At 63.7% G+C, this 22,001-nt stretch carries 21 protein-coding genes; 15 read left to right on the top strand and 6 right to left on the bottom strand.

Annotation, left to right across the window (positions count from 1 at the left end; translation table 11 throughout):
• The first annotated feature begins 36 nt into the window (after positions 1–36).
• Complete coding sequence (locus ACFQ6H_RS05220; RefSeq protein WP_378644468.1) at positions 37–1,266, top strand: acyl-CoA dehydrogenase family protein; 1,230 nt, start codon at positions 37–39, stop codon at positions 1,264–1,266.
• Positions 1,267–1,360: 94 nt separating this feature from the next.
• Positions 1,361–2,020, top strand: coding sequence for a CatB-related O-acetyltransferase (locus ACFQ6H_RS05225; protein WP_378644471.1), 660 nt, complete (start codon positions 1,361–1,363; stop codon positions 2,018–2,020).
• 153 nt (positions 2,021–2,173) lie between these two features.
• Here ACFQ6H_RS05225 and ACFQ6H_RS05230 read toward each other — a convergent pair whose 3' ends face one another.
• The gene (locus tag ACFQ6H_RS05230) at positions 2,174–2,638 is read right to left on the bottom strand and encodes a hypothetical protein (RefSeq protein WP_378644473.1); all 465 of its coding nucleotides are present in this window, start codon (positions 2,636–2,638) and stop codon (positions 2,174–2,176) included.
• Between the two features lie 67 nt (positions 2,639–2,705).
• Between ACFQ6H_RS05230 and ACFQ6H_RS05235 the strand changes: the two genes are divergently transcribed.
• Both ACFQ6H_RS05235 and ACFQ6H_RS05240 read left to right on the top strand, forming a co-directional pair.
• Positions 2,706–3,059, top strand: a complete 354-nt coding sequence (locus ACFQ6H_RS05235; protein ID WP_003939907.1) for a VOC family protein — start codon at positions 2,706–2,708, stop codon at positions 3,057–3,059.
• 101 nt (positions 3,060–3,160) lie between these two features.
• A complete protein-coding gene (locus ACFQ6H_RS05240; RefSeq protein ID WP_287482658.1) occupies positions 3,161–4,480 on the top strand; it encodes a M18 family aminopeptidase in 1,320 nt (439 codons plus the stop codon).
• Between the two features lie 11 nt (positions 4,481–4,491).
• Here ACFQ6H_RS05240 and ACFQ6H_RS05245 read toward each other — a convergent pair whose 3' ends face one another.
• Positions 4,492–5,478: a Dyp-type peroxidase gene (locus ACFQ6H_RS05245; RefSeq protein ID WP_378542828.1), complete on the bottom strand. Its 987-nt coding sequence runs from the start codon at positions 5,476–5,478 to the stop codon at positions 4,492–4,494.
• A 250-nt stretch (positions 5,479–5,728) separates the two neighbouring features.
• On the opposite strand from ACFQ6H_RS05245, the gene purL reads away from it, so the two are divergent.
• The 9 genes from purL to purM all read left to right on the top strand — a co-directional run bounded on the left by purL (position 5,729) and on the right by purM (position 16,105).
• Positions 5,729–8,008 (top strand): phosphoribosylformylglycinamidine synthase subunit PurL, encoded by a 2,280-nt coding sequence (gene purL, locus ACFQ6H_RS05250; RefSeq protein WP_378542830.1) that lies wholly within the window; start codon positions 5,729–5,731, stop codon positions 8,006–8,008.
• A gap of 3 nt (positions 8,009–8,011) precedes the next feature.
• Entirely contained in the window at positions 8,012–9,796 is a 1,785-nt protein-coding gene (locus ACFQ6H_RS05255) for an alpha/beta hydrolase (protein ID WP_378629701.1), read from the top strand.
• On the top strand, positions 9,793–10,449 hold the full coding sequence (locus tag ACFQ6H_RS05260) for a CPBP family intramembrane glutamic endopeptidase (RefSeq protein ID WP_378629704.1): 657 nt from the start codon (positions 9,793–9,795) through the stop codon (positions 10,447–10,449). Before ACFQ6H_RS05255 ends, ACFQ6H_RS05260 begins: the two co-directional genes overlap by 4 nt.
• A complete protein-coding gene (locus ACFQ6H_RS05265; RefSeq protein WP_378644477.1) occupies positions 10,449–10,838 on the top strand; it encodes a sterol carrier family protein in 390 nt (129 codons plus the stop codon). Before ACFQ6H_RS05260 ends, ACFQ6H_RS05265 begins: the two co-directional genes overlap by 1 nt.
• Before the next feature lie 147 nt (positions 10,839–10,985).
• Positions 10,986–12,563: an amidophosphoribosyltransferase gene (gene purF, locus ACFQ6H_RS05270; protein ID WP_003940541.1), complete on the top strand. Its 1,578-nt coding sequence runs from the start codon at positions 10,986–10,988 to the stop codon at positions 12,561–12,563.
• Between the two features lie 205 nt (positions 12,564–12,768).
• A complete protein-coding gene (locus tag ACFQ6H_RS05275; protein ID WP_020970622.1) occupies positions 12,769–13,377 on the top strand; it encodes an AIM24 family protein in 609 nt (202 codons plus the stop codon).
• Positions 13,378–13,380: 3 nt separating this feature from the next.
• Positions 13,381–14,058, top strand: coding sequence for an AIM24 family protein (locus ACFQ6H_RS05280; RefSeq protein WP_378644479.1), 678 nt, complete (start codon positions 13,381–13,383; stop codon positions 14,056–14,058).
• 13 nt (positions 14,059–14,071) lie between these two features.
• The gene (locus tag ACFQ6H_RS05285) at positions 14,072–14,818 is read left to right on the top strand and encodes an AIM24 family protein (RefSeq protein ID WP_003939813.1); all 747 of its coding nucleotides are present in this window, start codon (positions 14,072–14,074) and stop codon (positions 14,816–14,818) included.
• Between the two features lie 207 nt (positions 14,819–15,025).
• Positions 15,026–16,105: a phosphoribosylformylglycinamidine cyclo-ligase gene (gene purM / locus ACFQ6H_RS05290; protein ID WP_003940225.1), complete on the top strand. Its 1,080-nt coding sequence runs from the start codon at positions 15,026–15,028 to the stop codon at positions 16,103–16,105.
• A 148-nt stretch (positions 16,106–16,253) separates the two neighbouring features.
• On the opposite strand, the gene ACFQ6H_RS05295 is transcribed toward purM, so the two are convergent.
• From ACFQ6H_RS05295 to ACFQ6H_RS05310, 4 genes are all read right to left on the bottom strand, one after another.
• Entirely contained in the window at positions 16,254–16,457 is a 204-nt protein-coding gene (locus ACFQ6H_RS05295; RefSeq protein ID WP_003940337.1) for a DUF3073 domain-containing protein, read from the bottom strand.
• A 202-nt stretch (positions 16,458–16,659) separates the two neighbouring features.
• Complete coding sequence (locus ACFQ6H_RS05300; protein WP_378629710.1) at positions 16,660–17,613, bottom strand: asparaginase; 954 nt, start codon at positions 17,611–17,613, stop codon at positions 16,660–16,662.
• Positions 17,610–18,278 carry an MOSC domain-containing protein gene (locus ACFQ6H_RS05305; protein WP_378446596.1) on the bottom strand — a complete coding sequence of 223 codons (669 nt, stop codon included), beginning with the start codon at positions 18,276–18,278 and terminating at the stop codon, positions 17,610–17,612. The genes ACFQ6H_RS05300 and ACFQ6H_RS05305 overlap by 4 nt, the downstream gene beginning before the upstream one ends.
• Positions 18,275–19,396, bottom strand: a complete 1,122-nt coding sequence (locus ACFQ6H_RS05310; protein WP_378644482.1) for a YgfZ/GcvT domain-containing protein — start codon at positions 19,394–19,396, stop codon at positions 18,275–18,277. Before ACFQ6H_RS05310 ends, ACFQ6H_RS05305 begins: the two co-directional genes overlap by 4 nt.
• A gap of 79 nt (positions 19,397–19,475) precedes the next feature.
• On the opposite strand from ACFQ6H_RS05310, the gene ACFQ6H_RS05315 reads away from it, so the two are divergent.
• Together ACFQ6H_RS05315 and ACFQ6H_RS05320 are read left to right on the top strand one after the other, a co-directional pair.
• On the top strand, positions 19,476–20,339 hold the full coding sequence (locus ACFQ6H_RS05315) for an aminodeoxychorismate lyase (RefSeq protein ID WP_019745097.1): 864 nt from the start codon (positions 19,476–19,478) through the stop codon (positions 20,337–20,339).
• 154 nt (positions 20,340–20,493) lie between these two features.
• Positions 20,494–21,993, top strand: a complete 1,500-nt coding sequence (locus tag ACFQ6H_RS05320) for a cytochrome ubiquinol oxidase subunit I (protein ID WP_020970618.1) — start codon at positions 20,494–20,496, stop codon at positions 21,991–21,993.
• Positions 21,994–22,001 lie beyond the last annotated feature (8 nt).

Below are 22,001 nucleotides of genomic sequence, written 5' to 3' on the forward strand. Positions count from 1 at the left end.
AGTCTCTCGATCGTTCACCGACTGGAGTTCAGGCACATGTACGAGTGGTCCGACACCGACCTGATGTTCCGCGACGCCTTGCGGGGCTTTATCGACAAAGAGGTGCGACCTCACGTCGACGAGCTCGAAAGTGGTGCGCTGCCGCCGTTCGACATCATTCGCAAGCTGTACTCGACGTTCGGTCTCGCCGAGATGGCACGCGAGGGCCTCGAGAAGTCGCTGGCCCGTGAGCGTGGCGATGCACCCTCCAGTGACGGTGAGAAGTCGAGTGCCTTCAGCGGCGCAGGCAGTATGGGCGTTGTGCTCAACAGCGAATTGGCCGGAGTCAGCCTCGGTCTCGTCGCGTCGTTGGGCGTCAGCCTCGGATTGGCCGCCGGAACCATCCGCAGCCGCGGCACACTCGCGCAGAAGGAACGCTGGCTCCCCGGCCTGGTGACATTCGAAACCGTCGGCGCCTGGGCGATCACCGAACCGGATTCGGGCTCGGATGCCTTCGGCGGCATGAAGTCCTACGTGCGCCGCGATGGTGACGACTACATCCTCAACGGCAACAAGACCTTCATCACCAACGGTCCGTACGCCGACGTGATGATCGTGTACGCAAAGCTCGACGAGGGCGACGCGTCGGTCGACCGTCGTGATCGCAAGGTGCTCGCCTTCATCCTCGACAAGGGCATGGAGGGACTCACACAGAGCCCGCCGTTCAAGAAGATGGGCATGAATTCCTCACCCACCGGTGAGTTGTTCTTCGACAACGTCCGCATCACCATAGACCGCTTACTCGGCGAAACCGAGGACAGCGGAAAGTCGGACGGTAAGTCCAGCGCCAAGGAGAGCTTCGCCGCCGAACGCATCGGCATCGCGTCCCTCTCGCTCGGCATCATCAACGAATGTCACCGTCTGAGTATCGAATACGCGAAATCCCGCAAGCTGTGGGGACGCGAGATCGGGCAGTTCCAGCTCATCCAGCTCAAGCTGGCCGAGATGGAGGTCGCTCGAATCAACGTGCAGAACATGGTCTTCAACGCGATCGAACGCACCGCAGCCGGAGACAAGGTGAGCTTGGCGGAGGCGTCGGCGATGAAGCTGTACTCCTCGCGCGCAGCGACCGAAGTCGCGATGGAAGCCGTGCAACTGTTCGGTGGAAACGGCTACATGGCCGAGTACCGAGTGGAGCAGTTGGCGCGTGATGCCAAGTCGCTCATGATCTATGCAGGCAGCAACGAAATCCAGGTCACCCATATTGCCAAGGGGCTTCTGGGCTGACGCCCGGCACGTTTGCGCGTGTCGGTCGACCGCAGCAGGAACCGGATAGTCTTGCTGCGGTCGGCGACACCGCGCCGACGGATCGGAGTTGGTAATGAACGCGCCAGATTTCACTGCGTCAGATTCGTCGGCGCCGGATCCCGCCCTTGTTCATCCGATGGCCGGGCAACCGCGAGTGGTGTTGCTGAGGCCGTTGATCGACAACCCGTTGATCGAGGTAGGGGAGTACACCTACTACGACGATCCGGAGTTCGCCGAAGAGTTCGAGACTCGAAACGTGTTGCACCACTACGGTCCCGACAAACTGGTGATCGGAAAGTTCTGCGCGCTGGCAACCGGCGTCACCTTCATCATGAACGGCGCAAACCATCGTATGAACGGTGTCTCCACCTACCCGTTCCCGATCATGGGCGGCGATTGGGCCAGGCACATGGATTTGGTGCAGGATCTGCCGTCGCGCGGTGACACCGTCGTCGGGAACGACGTGTGGTTCGGCGGAAACGTGACAGTCATGCCCGGTGTTCGGATCGGTCACGGGGCGATCGTGTCCACTGGCGCCGTGGTTACGCGCGACGTCCCGGACTACGCCATCGTCGGCGGCAACCCGGCAACGGAGATCAAGCGCCGCTTCAGTGATGACGACACCGATAAGTTGGTGCGAATTGCATGGTGGGACTGGCCGATCGAGAAAATCACCCGCCACGTCCGGGTGATCTCGGACGGGAGTGTCGCGGACCTCGAAGCGGTCGAGTGATCTCCTCGCCCGCTAGTTCGTTCGTGTGAGCGAGTAGTTCCGGACGTGAAGCAGAGTGGCGGCGACAAGACCGACAGCAAGACCTGTGGCTGTGAAGGTGATCAGGTTCGGTTCGAGGTCGAAGTGGATGATGACCGATGCCGGGTAAGGGTTCTACGGGTCACGAGGTTCGGGAAGGACCACCGAATAGTAGGTGGGCGGCCAGATTTTTCCGACAACGGCAACCGCGAGTCCGTAGGCCGCGCCGAAAGCTGAAAGTGCAAGCGGAAGTGCAAATTTTCGCCCACCTGCGTCGCGGGACAGGTGCCATCCCGTCGCGTTCAGTGTCGCCGACACGGCAATGGCGACAGCCGTTCCGACAATCAGGAACCACGCAGTTGCGGGGAACCAATGAGGGGCGTCGACGTAGCTGTAGCCATCGACAACCCACATGTATCCGGTCTTGCCGTCCTCCATCGGCGGCGGTGGCGGAGGTTGGATGCCGATATGTTCTGTTCGCAGAGATGGCGTGGCAAATCGCCAGGCGAGCACTCCGAGGCAGCTCAACAGCAATCCGGTCGCGATGAAAACGGCGAAGAGTGGTTCTGAAGCGCGGTTGCGAAGCGTCGTGAGTCGCATTCGAGGATCGTCTCATCTCAGCCCGAGATCGAGAGTCTTTGTCGGTGGCTTCCATTAGCGTGTGCGCATGACTCTCACACTCGGCATGATCACCTTCGACAGTCTCGATCCCGGTCCGCTCGCAACGTGGTGGGCAGCGCAGTTGGGCGGAAACATCGTCGAGGAAAACGACGGTTGGTTCTACATCGTCTCGGTCCCGGACAGTGCCACAAACTTCGCTTTCCAGAAGGTCCCGGACCCCACCGCCGGGAAGAACCGTATCCACCTCGATCTGGGGAGTCCGGATCTCGACGCCGAGGTGGCGCGACTCGTCGAGGCCGGGGCAACTGAGCACCACCGCGAGAACATGGACGGTTTCCGCTGGGTGACGCTCCTCGATCCTGATGGGAACCAGTTCTGCGTGTCCGGTCCGCACGCCTGAGCTGACCGGTCCTGTGCCCACCTGATTCACGGCCACTGATTCGCGGCCACTGATTCGCGCCCGCTGATATCGCGGACACCTGTTCGGGCATGATGAGGGGCATGACTTCTCAGACTTCTCGGACGTCTCAGGCCGGGGCGGCTTCTCTGACCGGGGCCGACGCAGACGGCTTGTGTAGCTTCGTCGATTCGTCACCGTCGCCGTTCCATGTGTGCGCGACGGTGGCGACCGAGCTGACGGCCGGCGGGTTCGTCGAAGTCCACGAAACGCAGTCGTGGCCCGCCGAGCCCGGACGGTACTTCCTCGTGCGAGGCGGTTCGCTGATCGCCTGGAGCACCGAGGGCGTCGGAAGTACCGCTCCGTTCCGGATTGTCGGAGGTCATACCGACAGCCCGAATCTGCGGGTCAAACAGCATCCCGACCTCACTTCGGCCGGGTGGCAGATGGTGGGCCTCGAACCGTACGGCGGTGCGTGGCTGAACTCGTGGCTCGACCGCGATCTCGGTATCTCGGGACGATTGAGTGTGCGGGTGGGAAACACTGTGGAGCAGAAGCTGGTTCGCATCGACGACCCGATTCTTCGTGTTCCGCAGCTGGCTATCCACCTGTCCGAAGATCGCAAGGGCGTGACGCTGGATCCGCAGCGGCACGTCAACGGAATCTGGGGAGTGGGTTCGAAGCCCAAGTCTTTCATCGGTTTTGTCGCCGAGCGTGCGGGTGTGGCCGCGTCGTCGGTTCTCGGCTGGGAGTTGATGACACACGACCTTGCGCCCAGCGCAGTGGTGGGTGTGGACAAGGAATTGGTCAGCGCCCCTCGGCTCGACAACCAGGGCACGTGTTATGCAGGGACACAAGCACTTCTGGCCGCGGCCGAGTCGCCGGGGCAGCAGGTTCCGGTGCTCGCACTCTTCGATCACGAAGAGGTCGGCAGCATGTCCGATCGCGGAGCTTTCTCGGACCTGCTCAACACCGTGCTCGAGCGGATCGTGTTGGGACGCGGTGGCGGCCGCGAAGAATTCCTGCAGGCGATGGCCGGCTCGGTATGCGCGTCGGGCGACATGGCGCACGCCACGCACCCCAACTATCCGGACCGCCACGAGCCCGCTCATCGGATCGAGATCAACGGTGGGCCGGTACTCAAGGTGAACCAGAACTTGCGATACGCCACCGACGCAGCCGGTGCAGGCGAATTCGCGCTCGCCTGCGATCAGGCAGGAGTGCCCATGCAGCGCTACGTCCACCGCGCCGATCTGCCGTGCGGCTCCACCATCGGACCGATCACGGCATCACGCACCGGACTTTCCACCGTAGATGTGGGCGCGCCTCAGCTCGCCATGCACTCGGCCCGCGAGCTGATGGGCGCGGCAGATGTCCGCATGTATGCCGACGCGCTCGGTGCCTTCCTCACTCCGCGTAGTTAGAGGGCGCGTAGTTAAAGTGCAGGGAGCCCAGTCGGCGTCGAGGGCGCAGCCGGTAGATCCTCGAAGAAGTCGGCGCTCGGTGTGAAGAACATCGAGCCCGTCACGGCCGTCGAGAAATCGAGCAGACGGTCGTAATTGCCGCGAGGGTTACCGAGAAACATGTTCTCGAGCATCCGTTCGGTGATCGCCGGAGTCCGGCAGTAGCCGATGAAGAAGGTGCCGATCTCGTCGTCGCCGAGGCGTCCGTACGGCATGTTGGCACGCAGGATCTCGAGAGCCTTGCCGTTCTCGTCCTTGATCGCGTTGAGGGCTACGTGCGAGTTGGCCGGCTTCACTTCCGACGTCATCTCGATGTCCTCGAGCTTGCTGCGCCCGATCACACGCTCCTGCTCGTCGACGGTGATTGCTTCCCAGTCCCGCATCTTGTGGATGTAGCGCTGGATGTGGACGTAGCTGCCGCCTGCGAACTCTGGATCCTCGTCGCCGACCGTCACCGCGGCGACGGCGTCGCGGCCCACCGGATTCTCGGTGCCGTCGACGAAGCCGATGAGGTCGCGGTTCTCGAAGTACTGGAAGCCGTGAACTTCGTCGACGACGGTGGCCGCGCCGTGCAGTCGCTTCGTGATCTGCCGAGCGACCTCGAAACACGCGTCCATGCTCATCGCGCGGATGTGGAAGAGCAGATCGCCGGGAGTCGACGGCGCCGAGTGAACGTCACCCTGTAGAGCGGTGAACGGGTGCAGTAGGGCAGGGCGCGGACCGGCGAACAGTCGATCCCAGGCCGACGATCCGATGCTTGTCACCACATCCAAACCTGATCCGGGGACGCGCAGTCCCACGGCGCGCTGCAGACCCGCGACGTCGGCGAGTAGTTCTCGTGTGGTGTTCTCGCCACCCGGATTCACGGTCGCGACCAGGAAAATTGCAGCCGGAGTGAGGGGAGTGGTCACCGACTGGGACTGCGCCGTGAGATCGGACTGACGAACATCCTGGGGCATGCGAGGCCTTTCGAGGAGAGATGTGGACCGGGCTGACTTTAAGAAAACCGACCGGATTACCCAAACCGGTTCGGGTGTGACCGGCGATACTTCGCAGGCCCGGAGGTGTTGCGGGTGCTGCCGTCTGCGGAAGTCGTCGGCCCACACCGATAGACTGTCCCCCGGCACGTTCTTTCGTTGGGCACATTCGTGGTGTCCCGCTCCGCGCCGGCTTGCCTCTTGACTCCCGTAGGGAAGGGACCACTCTCCAGTGTCTGCTCACCAGGTCGATACCGTCACGCACGCATCGGCTGATCCCGATGCCGCTCAGCCGTTCAAGGAGCTCGGTCTCAAGGACGACGAATACGCACGCATCAAGGAGATCCTGGGCCGCCGTCCCACGGACGCCGAACTGGCGATGTACTCGGTGATGTGGAGCGAGCACTGCTCGTACAAGTCCTCGAAGGTCCACCTCGGATACTTCGGCAAGACCACCACCGACGAGATGCGCGCCAACATGCTGGCCGGTATCGGTGAGAACGCCGGCGTCGTCGACATCGGTGACGGCTGGGCAGTCACGTTCAAGGTCGAGAGCCACAACCACCCGTCGTACGTCGAGCCCTACCAGGGTGCGGCCACCGGCGTCGGCGGCATCGTCCGCGACATCATGGCCATGGGTGCGCGCCCGATCGCCGTCATGGATCAGCTGCGTTTCGGCGCTGCTGACGCCCCTGACACTCGTCGCGTCGTCGACGGTGTCGTGCGCGGTGTCGGTGGATACGGAAACTCCCTCGGCCTCCCCAACATCGGCGGCGAGACGGTCTTCGACGAGTCCTACGCAGGCAACCCGCTGGTCAACGCCCTCGCGGCCGGCGTCATGCGTGTCGAGGATCTGCATCTGGCCTTCGCTTCAGGTGCGGGCAACAAGATCATCCTGTTCGGCGCACGCACCGGTCTCGACGGAATCGGTGGCGTCTCGGTTCTCGCGTCGGCGACGTTCGACGGTGACGGCGGCGGACGTAAGAAGCTGCCCGCGGTTCAGGTCGGCGACCCGTTCACCGAGAAGGTGCTCATCGAGTGCTGTCTCGACCTTTACAAGGCCGGCCTCGTTGTCGGTATCCAGGACCTCGGCGGCGCCGGGCTGTCCTGCGCCACCTCCGAGCTGGCTGCAGCCGGCGACGGCGGCATGCACATCAACCTCGAGAAGGTTCCGATGCGCGCCACCGGCATGACCCCGGCGGAGGTGCTCTCGAGCGAATCGCAGGAGCGCATGTGCGCCGTGGTCACGCCCGAGAACGTCGATGCGTTCATGGAGGTCTGCAAGAAGTGGGACGTCCTGGCCACCGACATCGGCGAGGTCACCGACGGTGAGCACCTCACCATCTCCTGGCACGGCGAGACCGTCGTCGACGTTCCCCCGCGCACCGTCGCTCACGAGGGCCCGGTCTACAACCGTCCCGTCGAGCGCCCGGCAAGCCAGGATGCGTTGATCGCGAACACGACCGCAGGGCTCGAGCGTCCCGAGACGGACGAAGAACTCGAAGCCACTTTGCTGAAGATGATCGCTTCGCCTGCCCTGTGCAGCCGCAAGTGGATCACCGAGCAGTACGACCGCTACGTCCGCGGCAACACCGTCCTGGCCGAGAACGCCGACGGCGGCGTCATCCGCATCGACGAGAAGACCGGACGCGGAATCGCGCTGTCCACCGACGCTTCGGGCCGCTACACCGCGCTCGATCCGTACACCGGTGCCCAGCTCGCATTGGCCGAGGCTTTCCGCAACGTGGCAGTCACGGGCGCAACGCCCAAGGCCGTCTCCAACTGCCTCAACTTCGGTTCGCCCGAGGATCCGGGTGTCATGTGGCAGTTCCAGCAGGCTGTTCGCGGCCTCGCTGATGGCTGCGCCACCCTCGGCATCCCCGTCACCGGCGGCAATGTCAGCTTCTACAACCAGACCGGATCCACGGCGATCCTGCCGACGCCGGTGGTTGCCGTCCTCGGTGTGATCGACGACGTTCACCGCCGCATCCCGACGGGCCTCGGACTCGAGCCCGGTGAGACGCTGATCCTGCTCGGCGACACCCACGACGAGTTCGACGGTTCAATCTGGTCGCAGGTCGAGCACGGTCATCTCGGTGGCGTGCCGCCGAAGGTCGACCTGGCCCGCGAGCAGCTGCTCGCGGACATCCTGCTCGCCTCCTCGCGTGACGGACTGGTCACCGCAGCCCACGATCTCTCCGAGGGTGGACTGGCCCAGGCCGTCGTCGAAGCTGCGCTGGCCGGCGAAACCGGTTGCCGCATCCTGATTCCCGAGGGTGCCGATCCGTTCGTCACCCTGTTCTCGGAATCGTCGGGACGCGTCCTCGTTGCTGTTCCGCGCACGGAAGAAACCCGCTTCACGGGTATGTGCACCGCCCGCGGCTTGCCGTGGACGCGTATCGGAGTCGTCGACGAGGGCAGTGATTCCGTCGAGGTCCAGGGACACTTCTCCGTCACGATGGCCAAGCTCCGTGAGGCCTTCGAGGGAACGCTGCCCGCTCTGTTCGGGTGATAGATGGTCGATTCCGGAGAACTGACTTCTTCTGACAGCCAGCCGCAGGAACACCACCTGCGGCTGGCTGTTCCCGCATCTCTCGAGAAGCTCGACAACCGCTTCACCGAGTGGGCGTGGGGTCTCCTCAAGCTCGACTTCACCGGCATCGCGTTTGCCGCGTTCTTCTTCTGCTGGTCGTTGACTCCTTCGCTGCTTCCGCGAGATTGGCTGTTCCAAGGTCTGATCGGCGGCATCAACTCGGCCATCGGCTACGGGGTCGGTACCGCGATCGGCTGGGCTGTCGAGCGATACCTGCTCAGCGGGCGACGGTGGTGGCCACTGCCCGAACCGGTGCCCTCCGCGATCAAAGTGTTCGTTCCGGTCGCGTCCATCGTCGCGGCGATCATCATGCTGGTCTACGCGGCCGGGTGGCAACGCGAAATCGCGGCACTGACCGATGCTGAAGGCACGACCACCTCGGGCTACATCCGAACCCTCGGACTGAGCCTGCTCGTCGGCGGTCTGCTCATCTCGATCTGGCGGGTCCTCCACGATCTGGTGAAACTGATTGCCCGACAGCTGATGCGGCGGTTCCACTGGTCACGATCGGTGGCCAACGGTGTCGGCGTCCTGGTTGTCACCGTTCTGTTCTTCATGCTGGTCGACGGCGTCCTGGTCCGCGGAATCTACGCAGCGACCAACTCGATCTTCAGTCTGCAGAACTCGACCACTCGCGACGGCGTCGTCGAACCTCAGGATCCGATGAAATCGGGTAGCCCCGAATCTGCTGCTCCCTGGGACACATTGGGGTTCGAGGGGCGAAACTTCGTCTCGCGCGGACTCGACGCGCAGGAACTCGAAGCGGCAACCGGTAAGCCGGCGATGGATCCGATTCGCGTGTACGCCGGCCTCGAAAGCGCCGAAGATCCCGAAGAGCGCATGGATCTGGTCATCAAAGAACTGGAGAGGACCGGCGCATTCCAGCGCAAGGTTCTCGTGGTCATTCCGACGACGGGTACGGGGTGGGTCAATCCCACTGCGGCGCAGGCAATCGAACTTGTGCACGACGGCGACACTGCTCTTGTCGCCAGCCAGTACTCGTACCTGCCGAGTTGGATCTCGTTCCTCGCCGACCAGGAGAAGGCGCAAGCTGCCGGACGCCTGTTGATCGAGCGGGTGCACGAAAGATGGCTCCAGGAACCGGAAGCCACCAGGCCGAAGTTCATGGTCTACGGCGAGAGCCTCGGTGTCATGGCCGGCGCCGGAGCCTTCGACACACTTCAAGCGGCGCGCGATACCGCCGACGGAATTCTGTGGGTTGGCCCACCGAACGCGACGCAGTTGTGGCGTTCGATCGAGAAGAGGCGCGATCCCGGTACCCCTGAAGTAGCGCCCGTCTACGCGGACGGCCTGGCCGGCGTACGGTTCGCGGATCGCTCCGAAGACATTCCGACCGACGGAATGACGTGGCCGGAGCCGCGAGTTCTGTTTGTCCAGCACCCTTCCGATCCGGTGGTGTGGTGGTCGCCCGACCTCATGTTCAATCGTCCCGAGTGGCTCAAGGAAGTACCGGGATTCGACCGCTCACCGTCGATGAAGTGGTTCCCGGTCGTGACGTTCTGGCAGGTGTCGGCCGACCTCGGTAACGCCGCGGGAGTTCCGGACGGCCATGGTCACAATTACGGAACCTCCGTTCTGGACGCCTGGATCAGCGTTGCCCAGCCCGAGGGATGGACGGCCGCAGAAACCGAGCGGGTGCGATCGGCTTTGGTTGTCGCCGTGAAATCCGAGGGCCCGGAGAAGTGAGGGGAGCAGCCTCGATCGCGCTTTCCGCCGCCGCGATCACCTGGAGCAACGTCGTGCTTCCGGCATTCGGTCTTTCGCCTCGTGCCCGCGCCGTGGTCAACACTGCGGCCGGTCTGTCGGCTATCGGTGTCCTACTCGCACGTGGTTACACCCGCGAGGAACTCGGCTTGGCGCACACCGGCATTCGTGGTGGTGCTCAGTTCGGCGGAGCCGCGGCCGGCGCAGTGCTTACGGGTTACAGCGTCGCTTTAGCCGTTCCCTCGTTGCGCGCGACTCTCGCTGCCGACGAGCGCGCAGACGGCCGTGAGGACTTCCTCGAGTGGATCATCTTGCACATCCCCTTCGGCACGGTGCTTTCCGAGGAACTGTTGTTCCGGAGCGCGATGTCCGCAGTCTGGAATCGTGAGCTGAACCGTCCCACCGCGCAGGCTGTTCATGCACTGACTTTCGGGTTGTGGCACGTCGCCCCCGCCCGCGGTGCCGGCGACAACGTTCCCGCTGCAGTGGCATTCACCGGCGCTTCGGCATTGCTGTTCGAGTGGCTGCACCGGCGGGGCGGCAGCGTACTTGCCCCCGCCCTGCTGCACCTGGCCACGAATGCCGGTGGCGCACTTGCCGTTCGTATCGCTACTCGCAGACAGGGAGTGAACTGATGCCGCCCCGCCGCGCCGTCGACCCCGCCGAATTTCGTGCCGCCATCCTGGCCGTCGGCCCGTGGCTTCGAGATCCGGAACTGCCGAAACCTTCTCGCAGTGAACTCGGTGCGGCAGTGAAGATGAGTGCGCGCACTCTCGAGCAGATCGCCCCCGGATCGAGCGTCGAGGTGCGCGTCCCACCGTTTGTTGCGGTGCAGTGCATCGAAGGTCCGCGTCACACCCGCGGAACCCCGCCCAACGTCGTCGAGACAGACGCTCGGACCTGGTTGCAGATGGTCACCGGACTCCTCGAGTTTTCCGAGGCCGCAGGTGACGGACGAGTCGACGCATCAGGTAGCCGCGCCCCAGAAATAGCGCACTGGCTCCCCTTGCTGCGGTTGGCGTAGTGACAGAGCGGTTGGCGTTATTACTAGAGACCACCCGGTTCGCTTCGGAGTGATCTGAGGCCCAAGGCTGCCCTCAGGGGAAGTGGGTCCCAAAATGGCCGTAGACTGTGGATGCCCCCCAACCCCTGCCCACAAAGGGAGCGCCCGGTGACTCGTGCCGATCTGTCGGTCAACAGTCCAAATCTCCTCGCTTCGAACCCGTCCGACGAGGACGAGAACGAGCCCCGCGAAGAATGCGGTGTATTCGGCGTTTGGGCGCCGGGAGAGGATGTGGCGAAGCTCACTTATTACGGCCTGTACGCACTTCAGCACCGTGGTCAAGAAGCTGCCGGCATTGCGGTAGCCGACGGCTCCCAGGTGTTGGTGTTCAAGGATCTCGGCCTGGTCAGTCAGGTATTCGACGAGCAGACCCTCGCAGCGATGCCAGGACATGTCGCCGTCGGACATTGCCGTTATTCGACGACCGGTTCCACGACGTGGGAGAACGCGCAGCCCATCTTCCGTACGACCACTGCCGGTACGGGCATCGCGCTCGGCCACAACGGCAACCTGGTGAACACCGCTGAACTTGCGAGCCGCACCCGTGCGGCCGGCCTGGTCAACGACAAGCGCCCCAATGCCGCGACTTCCGACTCCGACCTCATCGGTGGTCTCCTGGCGCACGCTGCCGGCGACAGCACCATCGAACAGGCTGCGATGGAATTGCTTCCCACGTTGGAGGGCGCGTTCTGCCTGACCTTCATGGACGAGCACACGCTGTACGCAGCGCGCGATCCGCACGGCATCCGCCCGCTCTGCCTCGGCCGTTTGGATCGCGGTTGGGTAGTCGCCAGCGAGACCGCAGCCCTCGACATCGTGGGTGCGTCGTTCGTCCGCGACATCGAACCCGGTGAGCTGCTCGCGATCGACGCCGACGGCGTTCGCTCCTCGCGTTTCGCGAATCCGACGCCGAAGGGTTGCGTCTTCGAGTACGTCTATCTTGCCCGTCCCGACAGCGTCATCGGCGGCCGTTCGGTCCACTCGACCCGCGTCGAGATCGGTCGCCTGCTGGCCAGCGAGCACCCCGCCGAAGGTGACCTGGTCATCCCCGTTCCCGAGTCCGGCACTCCCGCAGCCGTCGGGTACGCACAGGGCTCAGGCATCCCCTACGGCCAGGGTCTGATGAAGAACGCCTACGTGGGCCGTACCTTCATCCAGCCGTCGCAGACGATCCGTCAGCTCGGTATCAGGCTCAAGCTCAACCCGCTCAAGGAAGTCATCCGCGGCAAGCGCCTTGTGGTGGTGGACGATTCGATCGTTCGCGGCAACACTCAGCGTGCGCTCATCCGGATGCTCCGCGAAGCCGGCGCTCTCGAAATCCACGTCCGCATCGCCTCACCGCCGGTCAAGTGGCCTTGCTTCTACGGCATCGACTTCGCCTCACCGGCCGAGTTGATCGCCAACGGAGCGGGCGGACAGGACGCGACGTTCGAGGAAATGCTCGACGGCGTGCGTCGCTCCATCGGAGCGGACACCCTCGGATACATCTCCACCGAAGGCATGATCGCCGCCACCGAGCAGCCGGCCAGCCGTCTGTGCGCCGCGTGCTTCGACGGGACCTACCCGATCGCGCTTCCCAAGGAAACGTCGATCGGCAAGAACGTCCTCGAGGGGATGCTCGAGAGCACCGCAGGTTCGACCGCCACTCGCGACAACGACAACGCGAGCGCGCTCAGCCGTCCCTGAACACCGAAAGCGCTGAACACCGAAAGCGCTGAACATCGAAAGCGCTGAACACCGAAAGCCTGAAATTCGACAGCCGAGAATCTGCCGTCCACAGCATGTGGGCGGCAGATTTTCTGTTCACGACTTTCTGTTCACGACTTTCTGCTCGACGACACGGCATCCGTCGTGGGCATCTGGCATAGTGCCCTCCGTGGCGCAACTGAGAATGGATGGGCACCGGGTACTGGTCGCAGACCTGGTGGGGGACACCATCAAAGCGATCAACGGCTCGATGGTGGCGTACGAGGGCGCGATCACCTTCAAGAACGCCGGTATGGGCGGTGGTGGCGGGCTGCGTGCCGCGCTCAAACAGAAGGCGGCAGGTGAATCACTGTCCCTGATGGAAGTCAGCGGTCAAGGCACCGTCTACTTCGCGGTCGACGCCCAGGACATCACGATCATCGAGCTCGACAACGACGCTTTGCATGTCGAAGCCTCACAATTGCTCGCATTGGTCGGCCAACTGCGAACCGACGTGAAATTTGCCGGTCTCCGCGGCGCAGGTTCCGGACAGGGCTTGTTCACGACGGTCGTCAGCGGCACGGGTCTGGTGGCCGTGCTGTCGAAGGGCGGGCCGATCATCGCGCTCGAAGTCAGCCCGCAGTATCCGCTGGTTGCCGATCCCGACGCCTTCGTCGCTCACCGCGGTCAGCTGAACCAGAGCTTCGTCACCGACGTCACCTGGCGCTCCGCGATCGGCGGTGGCAGCGGTGAAGCGTTCTCGCTGCGATTCGACGGATCCGGTGTCGTCTACATCCAGCCCGAGGAGCGCTGACCCATGACGTTGGAATTGGTGAACAGCAAGGTCGTCAAGTCGACTCTTACACCGGGACAGAACGTGCTCGCCCGCACCGGGTCGATGCTCTACTACACCGGCGACGTCCGTTTCATCCCGCACAGCATGGGCGGTGGGCCCGGCGCCATGCCGAACATGGGCGGTATCGCCGGGATGGCCGGCCGCATGATGTCCGGCGAACACGCACGCATGATGGCCGCCGAGGGAAACGGTGAAGTTTTCTACGGGCACGCCGGTCTTTACGTCGAGGTCATCCACCTCGACGGTTCGTCGATGCTCACGGTCGAAGCCGACCGACTCCTCGCACACGACGGTTACCTGCAGAGTTCGATAGTCGCTCTCACGTCGCAGGGCGGCGTGCGCGGAGCGGTACGTGGCGCCATGACCGGTCAAGGCCTGTTCACGACACAGTTGCACGGACAGGGAAGCGTCGCGGTTCTCTCGCACGGGGGCGCGATTCCGTTGCAGGTCGGTCCGAACAATCCTCAGGTCGTCGTCGACCCGCAGGCGTACGTGTGCCACATCGGTCAGATCAACGTCGACATCTCCGCGAACGTCGGTTGGCGCGAGGCCGTCGGCAAGGGCTCGGGGGAGTCCATCCAGCTGAAGATGACCGGCGCCGGCACCGTCTGGGTCCAGGCGTCCGAGCAGAAGTTCTGAGAGGGCACAGAACATGGGTATCGAAATTCACAATCCGGCAACTCTGCCCGCCAACGACAACGTCCCGGGCAACGATTACGCCTTCTGCGTCGAGATGGCCGGGCAGCCGTGGTTCACGTCCAAGGGCGCGATGATCGCGTACTACGGAAACATCAACTTCGAGCCGCTCGGGCGCACGAGTATGACGGCGATCGTCGCGGCCAGGTTCTCTTCGCCGCTCTACGCGGACGACTGGGTGCTCGCCCAGGGACAGGGAAAGTTGATCCTCGGTGACCGCGGGTTCAACATCAATTCCTACGACCTCGACGACGGCAACCTCACGATTCGCGCGGCCAATCTCCTCGCCTTCGAGACGAGCCTGGACCTCAAACAGTCCATCGTCCCAGGCTTTTTGACGCTACTGGGGACGGGCAAGTTCCTGGCGTCGTCCAACGGGCCGGTCATGTTCGCGGAGCCGCCGCTGCGTATCGACCCGCAGGCGTTGGTGGGTTGGGCTGACTGCCCGTCACCGTCCCACCACTTCGACGCCGACTGGATGCAGAGCTTCCTGGGTGCGGTTCGCGGAAGCATGTTCGGCGCGAACACCGGCGAAGAACGCCAGTTCGATTTCACCGGAGCCGGGACGGTACTGATCCAGTCGAGCGAGAAGGTCGTCCATGACGGACACCTCCTCAAACACATCGAATCCGAGACCGTCGCACTCGGGCAGAACAGTCTGCGCGCGCTGCACGCCTCGATCGGCGCGCGGCTGCAGAACTGACGTCTCGGGGTACGCGAGGTCTCACCGAGGGGGCCGGTCCGGTAGCGTATGGGCGTAATCGTCGGTATTTGTGTGCGCGCTCTGGGTCTCGAGTCGAACGATCCATCTCGCGTCACGAGGATTGCAAACACTTCACATTGCAAGACCACTTACCTGTGCACGAGCAATACGTGCTCGCGAGAAATACAAGGCTGGAGTAGTAACCCGATGACCGAGGACAGTCACCGCACCGCAGGCGCCTCCTACGCGGCAGCAGGAGTCGATATCGCCGCAGGCGACCGGGCGGTGGAACTCTTCGCCCCTCTGGCAAAGAAGGCCAGCCGCCCCGAGGTCATGGGTGGCCTCGGTGGTTTCGCCGGCTTGTTCTCCCTCAAGGGTGACTACAAGGAGCCGCTGCTCGCCGCATCGACCGACGGCGTCGGAACCAAGCTCGCTGTCGCCCAGGCGATGGACAAGCACGACACGGTCGGACTCGACCTCGTCGCCATGGTTGTCGACGACCTCGTCGTCTGTGGCGCTGAGCCGCTGTTCCTCCAGGACTACATCGCCGTCGGCCGGGTCATCCCCGAGCGTGTCGCGGAATTGGTCAGCGGTATCGCCGAGGGCTGCATCCAGGCCGGCTGCGCTCTCCTCGGTGGCGAGACCGCCGAGCACCCCGGCATCATGGCCGACGGTGACTACGACCTCTCCGCAACCGGCGTCGGTGTCGTCGAGGCCGAGAAGCTGCTCGGACCGGACCGCGTTCGCCCCGGCGACGTCGTCATCGCCATGGGTTCTTCGGGACTGCACTCCAACGGTTACTCGCTGGCCCGCAAGGTCCTGCTCGAGATCGACCGGATGAACCTGAGCGCACACGTCGACGAGTTCGGCCGCACGCTCGGTGAGGAACTGCTCGAGCCCACCAAGATCTACGCCAAGGACTGCCTGGCACTCGCTGCCGAGACCGACGTGCGCACCTTCTGTCACGTCACCGGTGGCGGCCTCGCCAACAACCTCGCGCGCGTCATGCCCAAGGGCCTGGTTGCCGAACTCGATCGCGGAACCTGGAGCCCCGCTCCGGTCTTCGCCATGATCGCGCAGCGCGGACGCGTCGAGCGCGCCGAGATGGAGCAGACCTTCAACATGGGCGTCGGCATGGTCGCCGTCGTCGCGCCCGAGGACGTCGACCGCGCGCTGGCCGTCCTCACCGCACGCCACATCGACTGCTGGACGCTCGGTAGCGTCAAGAAGGCGTCGGACGCCGCTGCAGAGCGTGCGTTCCTGGCCGGAGACCACCCGCGCTTCTGAACCGCAACGTCAACTGCCCCATCGGAGAGATCCGGTGGGGCAGTTTTGTTTCCGCACAAGCAGGCGCGAGGCAGAAAATGGAACGCAAAAATGAGGAAGAGCGATCAGCTCTTCCTCATTTCACAGTCTGCGCGGTGGCAGTGCGCGGTCAACGCCGCCAGTCGTCGTAGTCGTCCTCTCGCGCATGCCCTTCCCTATCGGAAGTCTGGTCCGATCGGACACTGCTCCGATGCGAGTTGGTCGATCCACCTGCGAGCTCTCTTTGCAGGCTGTCGAAATCCGTGGTCGGTACGCTGTATTTCAATTCGCGTGCAACCTTGGTCTGCTTTGCCTTAGCCCGGCCGCGGCCCATGGCTGACCCCCTCGCGCTTTCGCGGGGCGGCCTGGGGAATTTGGCGGCCCCGTTTGAGTGTGTAAGTTTCCTGACACACACTCTAGCGTGGAAAAGTCGCTTCCGCTTCCACGAAGGCCTCACCGCCGTGTCTGATTGCTCTCACTATGGCCGCGAGCTGCCAGGATGCTGAAAGAACTCGTCAGAACTTTGTGAGAACTGCTCAGAAGTTTCCCGGAATTGCGCGAATCGTCCCCACTCGGGCGTCGCCGCCGAAGACCGGAGCGGACGCGAGGGCCGCCAACTCCTCGGTCCACTCCGTGTTCATACGCTTGAGCAGAGCTGCCGCCAAGGGCAGGAGCGCCCGCTCGTGACCGTCGTCGATCTTGAGGGCAAAAGCGGAACCGTCGGGAAGCGCTCCGGCGTAGATGCCGTCGTATCCGGTCTTGGAGAACAGACCCGGCACTGCGGACATCAGACGCTGATCGTTGCGGCCTGTGCCCGAAACGAGGAAGGGGTTCTCGCGGACCGCGTCGGCCACCGCTCGTTCGGGGGAGTCGGGCTCAGCCGAGGGCAGGCGTCCGAATGCCCGAGCCAGGTTCGTGAGCGAGAGCGGCACGATCGGGAGACCACAACCGTCGATGCCGAGTTCCTGTTCTTCCTCGCCACTGAGATCGAAGATCGTCTCCTGGATCGCGAGCTGCAGGGGATGAGTCGGCTCCATGTACGTCTCGAGCGGCCAGTCGTTCACGACGCACGTCGCGAGCATCGCGGAGTGCTTGCCCGAGCAGGTCATGTAGATAGGGCTGGGAAGCTCGCCCGCGGCGATCAGTTCGGCTCGGGCCAGTTCGTTGCCCGGGAGGTCGGACGGGCACTGCAATTGGTCGACGCCGAGTTGGTAGCGAGCGAGGAGCGCGGCGACCAGTTCGATGTGATCGGCCTCGCCCGCGTGTGAGGACGACGCGATGGCCAACTCTTCCGGGCTGGTGGGTGCAAAGCCGTTACGAAGCGCAGCGACGGCTTGCAGCGGCTTGTTCGCCGAGCGGGGGTAGATAGGTGTGTGAATTTCCCCGAGTCCGACAACGACCTCGCCGTCGGCGCCGAGAACGACGGCCGATCCGCGGTGCACGCATTCGCGGAATCCGGAGCGGACTACTTCCACCAATTCGATACTCACGAGTGCACCTGCGCTTCTGCTTGTTCGATGAACCTCTGGACACGCGCGGTGACGTTCGGTGCAAGATCGGTGTGTTCTGCGAGCAGCCGTCGAAGCCGCTCGGGGTCCGTTCCGGCGAAGACCTCGCGAACAGTCACTCCGTGATCCGGTACGTGGACTCGGGTGACCGAGTCGCCCGCGGCGATCGTGCCGGTCCGGTTGACGCGAAGATAGGCGCCGACGTCGGTCCGCTCGGTGAATCGCTTGACCCAGCCCTTCTCCGCGGCCCAGATGCCGAACGTGCCGCACGGGACGCGGGGAGCGGTCACCTCGAGTTCGAGAACGTCAGACGCCTCGGCTCCGGTGATGTGCCAACGCTCGCCGATCACGGCGTCCGTGACGAGCATCCCGCTGATGTGGAGATTCTCGCCGAACCATCCGGGGCCGAGAGGTCGGCCCAATTCGTCCGACCAACGCTGGGCTTCGTCGCGCTGATAGGCGTAGACAGCTTGGAAGGCGCCGCCGTGGAACTCGGTGTCGCAGACGTAGTCGCCGCCGAGTCCGAGTCGGCCGACAGCGACGCGGCCGTCGACGGGACGCTTGTCGATCGCGGTTCGCGGGACACGCCTGACGCCACTGTCACGTTCGGTGTGGAGGACGCAGACCGCGTCAACGGTGCCCGTCACTTTCCGCGCAATCGGTTGACAGCCTCACGTCCGGCCTGGGGTGCGTCGTCCGCGACGATCGAGTCCGGATCGATGGACGCGGCGCTGGGTCCGGCCATGAGTTCGGTGTCGACCGGAATGTTGCGCTTGATCAGAGCGAGCGCGATGGGGCCGAGTTCGTGATGATTGACAACGGTGCCGACGCGTCCGACGGCTCGTCCGCCCGCCGTGATCGGGTCACCCGGTTCCGGGACGGCTTCGGCGCTGCCGTCGAGGTGCAACATGACGAGATGGCGCGGGGGCTTGCCGAGATTGTGAACCCGGGCGACGGTTTCCTGGCCGCGGTAGCAGCCCTTGTCGAGGTGGACGGCGCCGTGCTCGGCCGGCCCACCGATCCAGTGGACCTCGTGCGGGATCGTCCGATCGTCGGTGTCCAGTCCTAGGCGCGGCCTCGTCGCTTCGACGCGAAGTGCCTCGAAGGCCCAACTTCCGGCGGGCTTCGCGCCGGCATCGATCAGCTTGGTCCACCACGCCGCCAATTGCTCACGTGGGACGAGGAGATCGAAAGAGTTCTCGCAGGGCCACGGCATGCGGCGGACAAATCCGCCGTCGGCCAAGGCGAGAGCGTCGTAGGCCTCGGTGGGTGTCTGAACCTCGAGTGCGGCGAGGACAGTGGACGCTTCGGGTCCGATCAGGCTCAGGACCGCGAGTTCGTTGCCGTCTCGGGGTTCGGCTTTGGACCAGAACACCATCTTCTTCAAGAAGGAGAGGAGGTCTGGTCCGCGGTCGGCCTCGGTGTCGATCCAGGTGACACCTGCCAGGTCTGTCTGCACGAAGTGGTGCTCGACGCGTCCGTTGACGTCCAGGCTCAGATTTTCGGCGCTCTTGCCGTCGGGGAGCGCGGCGATGTGCTGGCTCGAGATCGTGTGCAACCAGGTGAGGCGTTCGTCGCCGGGAATGGCGATCACGAATCTGTGACTGCGGTCGACCACCACTGCTGCGCGCTGCGCGGTTCGCTGTTCACCGAGGGGATCGCCGTAGTGCCATGCGACACCGATGTCGGCCGAACCGTCCGGTGCGGTGACCGCGCCGGGGGAAGTCAGAAGTGGGCTGTTGGGCACAAGAGCGTTGTCGACCACAAGACCAGTCTAGGAGTGTGGGCGGGATCGCGGTTACAGGGCGGCCCCGGCGGCTCGGCGGATCGTTAGGGTTGATGGCATGCCTGATCGCGTATTGGTGACTCTCGACCATGAGGTGCTCGATGCTGACGCACCGTTTTTGCACGCCGACGACCTGGCGGTGGTGCGCGGCGACGGAGTCTTCGAGACGCTGTTGGTGCGCGACGGTAGGGCGCGGGTGGTCGAGGGACATCTGAGTCGACTGGTTCTGAGCGCGCGGGCGCTGGGTCTGCCCGCCCCCGTTCTCGATGACTGGCGTCTGGCGATCGAGATGGCAGCCGAGGAGTGGGGGACAGAGAAGGAAGGCGCTCTTCGTCTTGTTCTGACCCGCGGCCGTGAGAGCGGTGACAAGCCGACAGCCTTCGTGATGGTCGGCCCGGTGGCTGATCGGGTCAGGCAGGTCCGTGAATCGGGGCTGTCGGTGATGACTCTCGAGCGAGGTTTCTCCGTCGATCTCTCTGCCCGGGCACCTTGGCAGCTACTGGGCGCGAAGACGTTGTCCTACGCAACCAACATGGCTGCGCTTCGATATGCGGCGAATTTGGGTGCTGACGATGTGATCTTCGTCAGTTCCGAAGGCAATGTGTTGGAGGGGCCACGCTCGACGGTGGTGATCGTTCGGGACAGGACTTTGATCACACCTCCTCCTGCACAGGGCATTTTGATGGGTACGACGCAGCGTGCCCTGTTCGACGTTGCCGGCAGTGCTCGCTTCGATTGCCGGTACGAAACCCTCCGACCTGCGGATTTGATTGCGGCCGACGGAGTGTGGATGGTTTCGAGCGTCACGCTGGCCGCGCGCGTCCATACACTCGACGGGCTCGCATTGCCAGAGCCGAAGGTCTCCGAGGAATTCGCGGAATTGGTTGAACGTGCAATTGATTCGGATTCAGCAGGGCGATAGGCGAATAGGAATCGCGACAGGTCTCTACTACATTTGGTAGTAGCAAAGTCCTGCGGTCCAAACCGGACAGCAGTACCGTGTCCGCAGGGGCCGAGCGACTGCCCGCGTCTCGAACCCCGAAGCCTGTCCCAGGGCCCTACTCTCGGAGTAGCCAATGGATACTTTGGACGTCTCCAGGTGGCAGTTCGGTATCACTACCGTCTACCACTTCATCCTTGTTCCGCTGACCATCGGACTTGCACCGATGATCGCGATCATGCAGACGATGTGGGTGGTCACCAAAAAGGACCACTGGTATCGGCTCACCAAGTTTTTCGGCAAGCTTTTCCTCATCAACTTCGCACTCGGTGTAGCCACCGGCATCGTGCAGGAGTTCCAGTTCGGCATGAACTGGAGCGAGTACTCGCGATTCGTCGGTGACGTCTTCGGAGCTCCACTCGCATTGGAAGGCCTTGTCGCTTTCTTCATGGAGTCCGTCTTCATCGGACTCTGGATCTTCGGTTGGGGCAGGCTGCCCAAACTTGTACACCTGGCGTGCATTTGGCTCGTGGCGATCGGCGTCAACGCGTCGGCGTTCTTCATCATCGCGGCCAACTCGTTCATGCAGCATCCGGTCGGTGCGACGTACAACCCTGAAACGGGTCGTGCCGAGCTCACCAGCATCTGGGAGTTGTTGACCAACAACACCGCTCTCGCTGCCTTCCCGCACGCGGTTGCCGGCGCCTTCCTGACGGCGGCGACGTTTGTAGCCGGCATCAGTGGTTGGTGGATGGTGCGGAACATGCGCCGCGCCAAGCAGGCTGAGGCCGCCGAAGCCGAGCGCCTCGAAACCGATGCACGGACGATGTACCGCCCGGCAACACGATTCGCCTTGCTCGTCATGATCGTGGCCGGAATCGGCATCATCTACACCGGTGACGTCCAAGGCAAGCTCATGTTCCAGCAGCAGCCCATGAAGATGGCGTCGGCGGAATCGCTGTGCGACACCGAGATGGATCCGGATTTCTCGATCCTCACTATCGGCACTCACAACAACTGTGACAGCGTGACGCACGTTCTGAAGGTGCCGTTCGTTCTACCGTGGTTGGCCGAGGGCAAGTTCACCGGCGTCGAACTGCAAGGCGTGAACCAACTGCAGGAGCAGGCCGAGCAAGACTTCGGACCGGGCAACTACCGACCGAATCTCTTTGTCACGTACTGGTCTTTCCGCGCCATGATCGGCCTTGCCGCCGGTTCGGCCGCACTGGCCCTCGCGGGACTGTGGGTCACCCGCAAGGGGCGAGTCCCGGACCAGAAGTGGTTCGGAATCCTCAGCCTCGTCGCGATTCCCACTCCGTTCATGGCGAACAGTGCCGGCTGGATCTTCACCGAGATGGGCCGTCAGCCCTGGGTGGTGCATCCCAACCCGACCGGCGTCGACATGATCAGACTCACTGTCGACCAAGGTGTTTCGGACCACGCGTCGGCTACCGTCTGGGCTTCGCTGATCACCTTCACCCTCCTGTACGGAGCGCTGGGTGTCGTCTGGTTCAAGCTGATCGTGCGATACGCCAAGGAAGGCCCGTTGGAGCACGACATGCATCCGCCGGGCGATACAGATCATGACGAGCCGGAAGATCCGGACAAGCCCAAACAACTGTCGTTCGCGTACTAGGAGGCGAT

Source organism: Rhodococcus sp. NPDC056506 (genome assembly GCF_042794945.1).
Taxonomy (GTDB): Bacteria; Actinomycetota; Actinomycetes; order Mycobacteriales; family Mycobacteriaceae; genus Rhodococcus_F.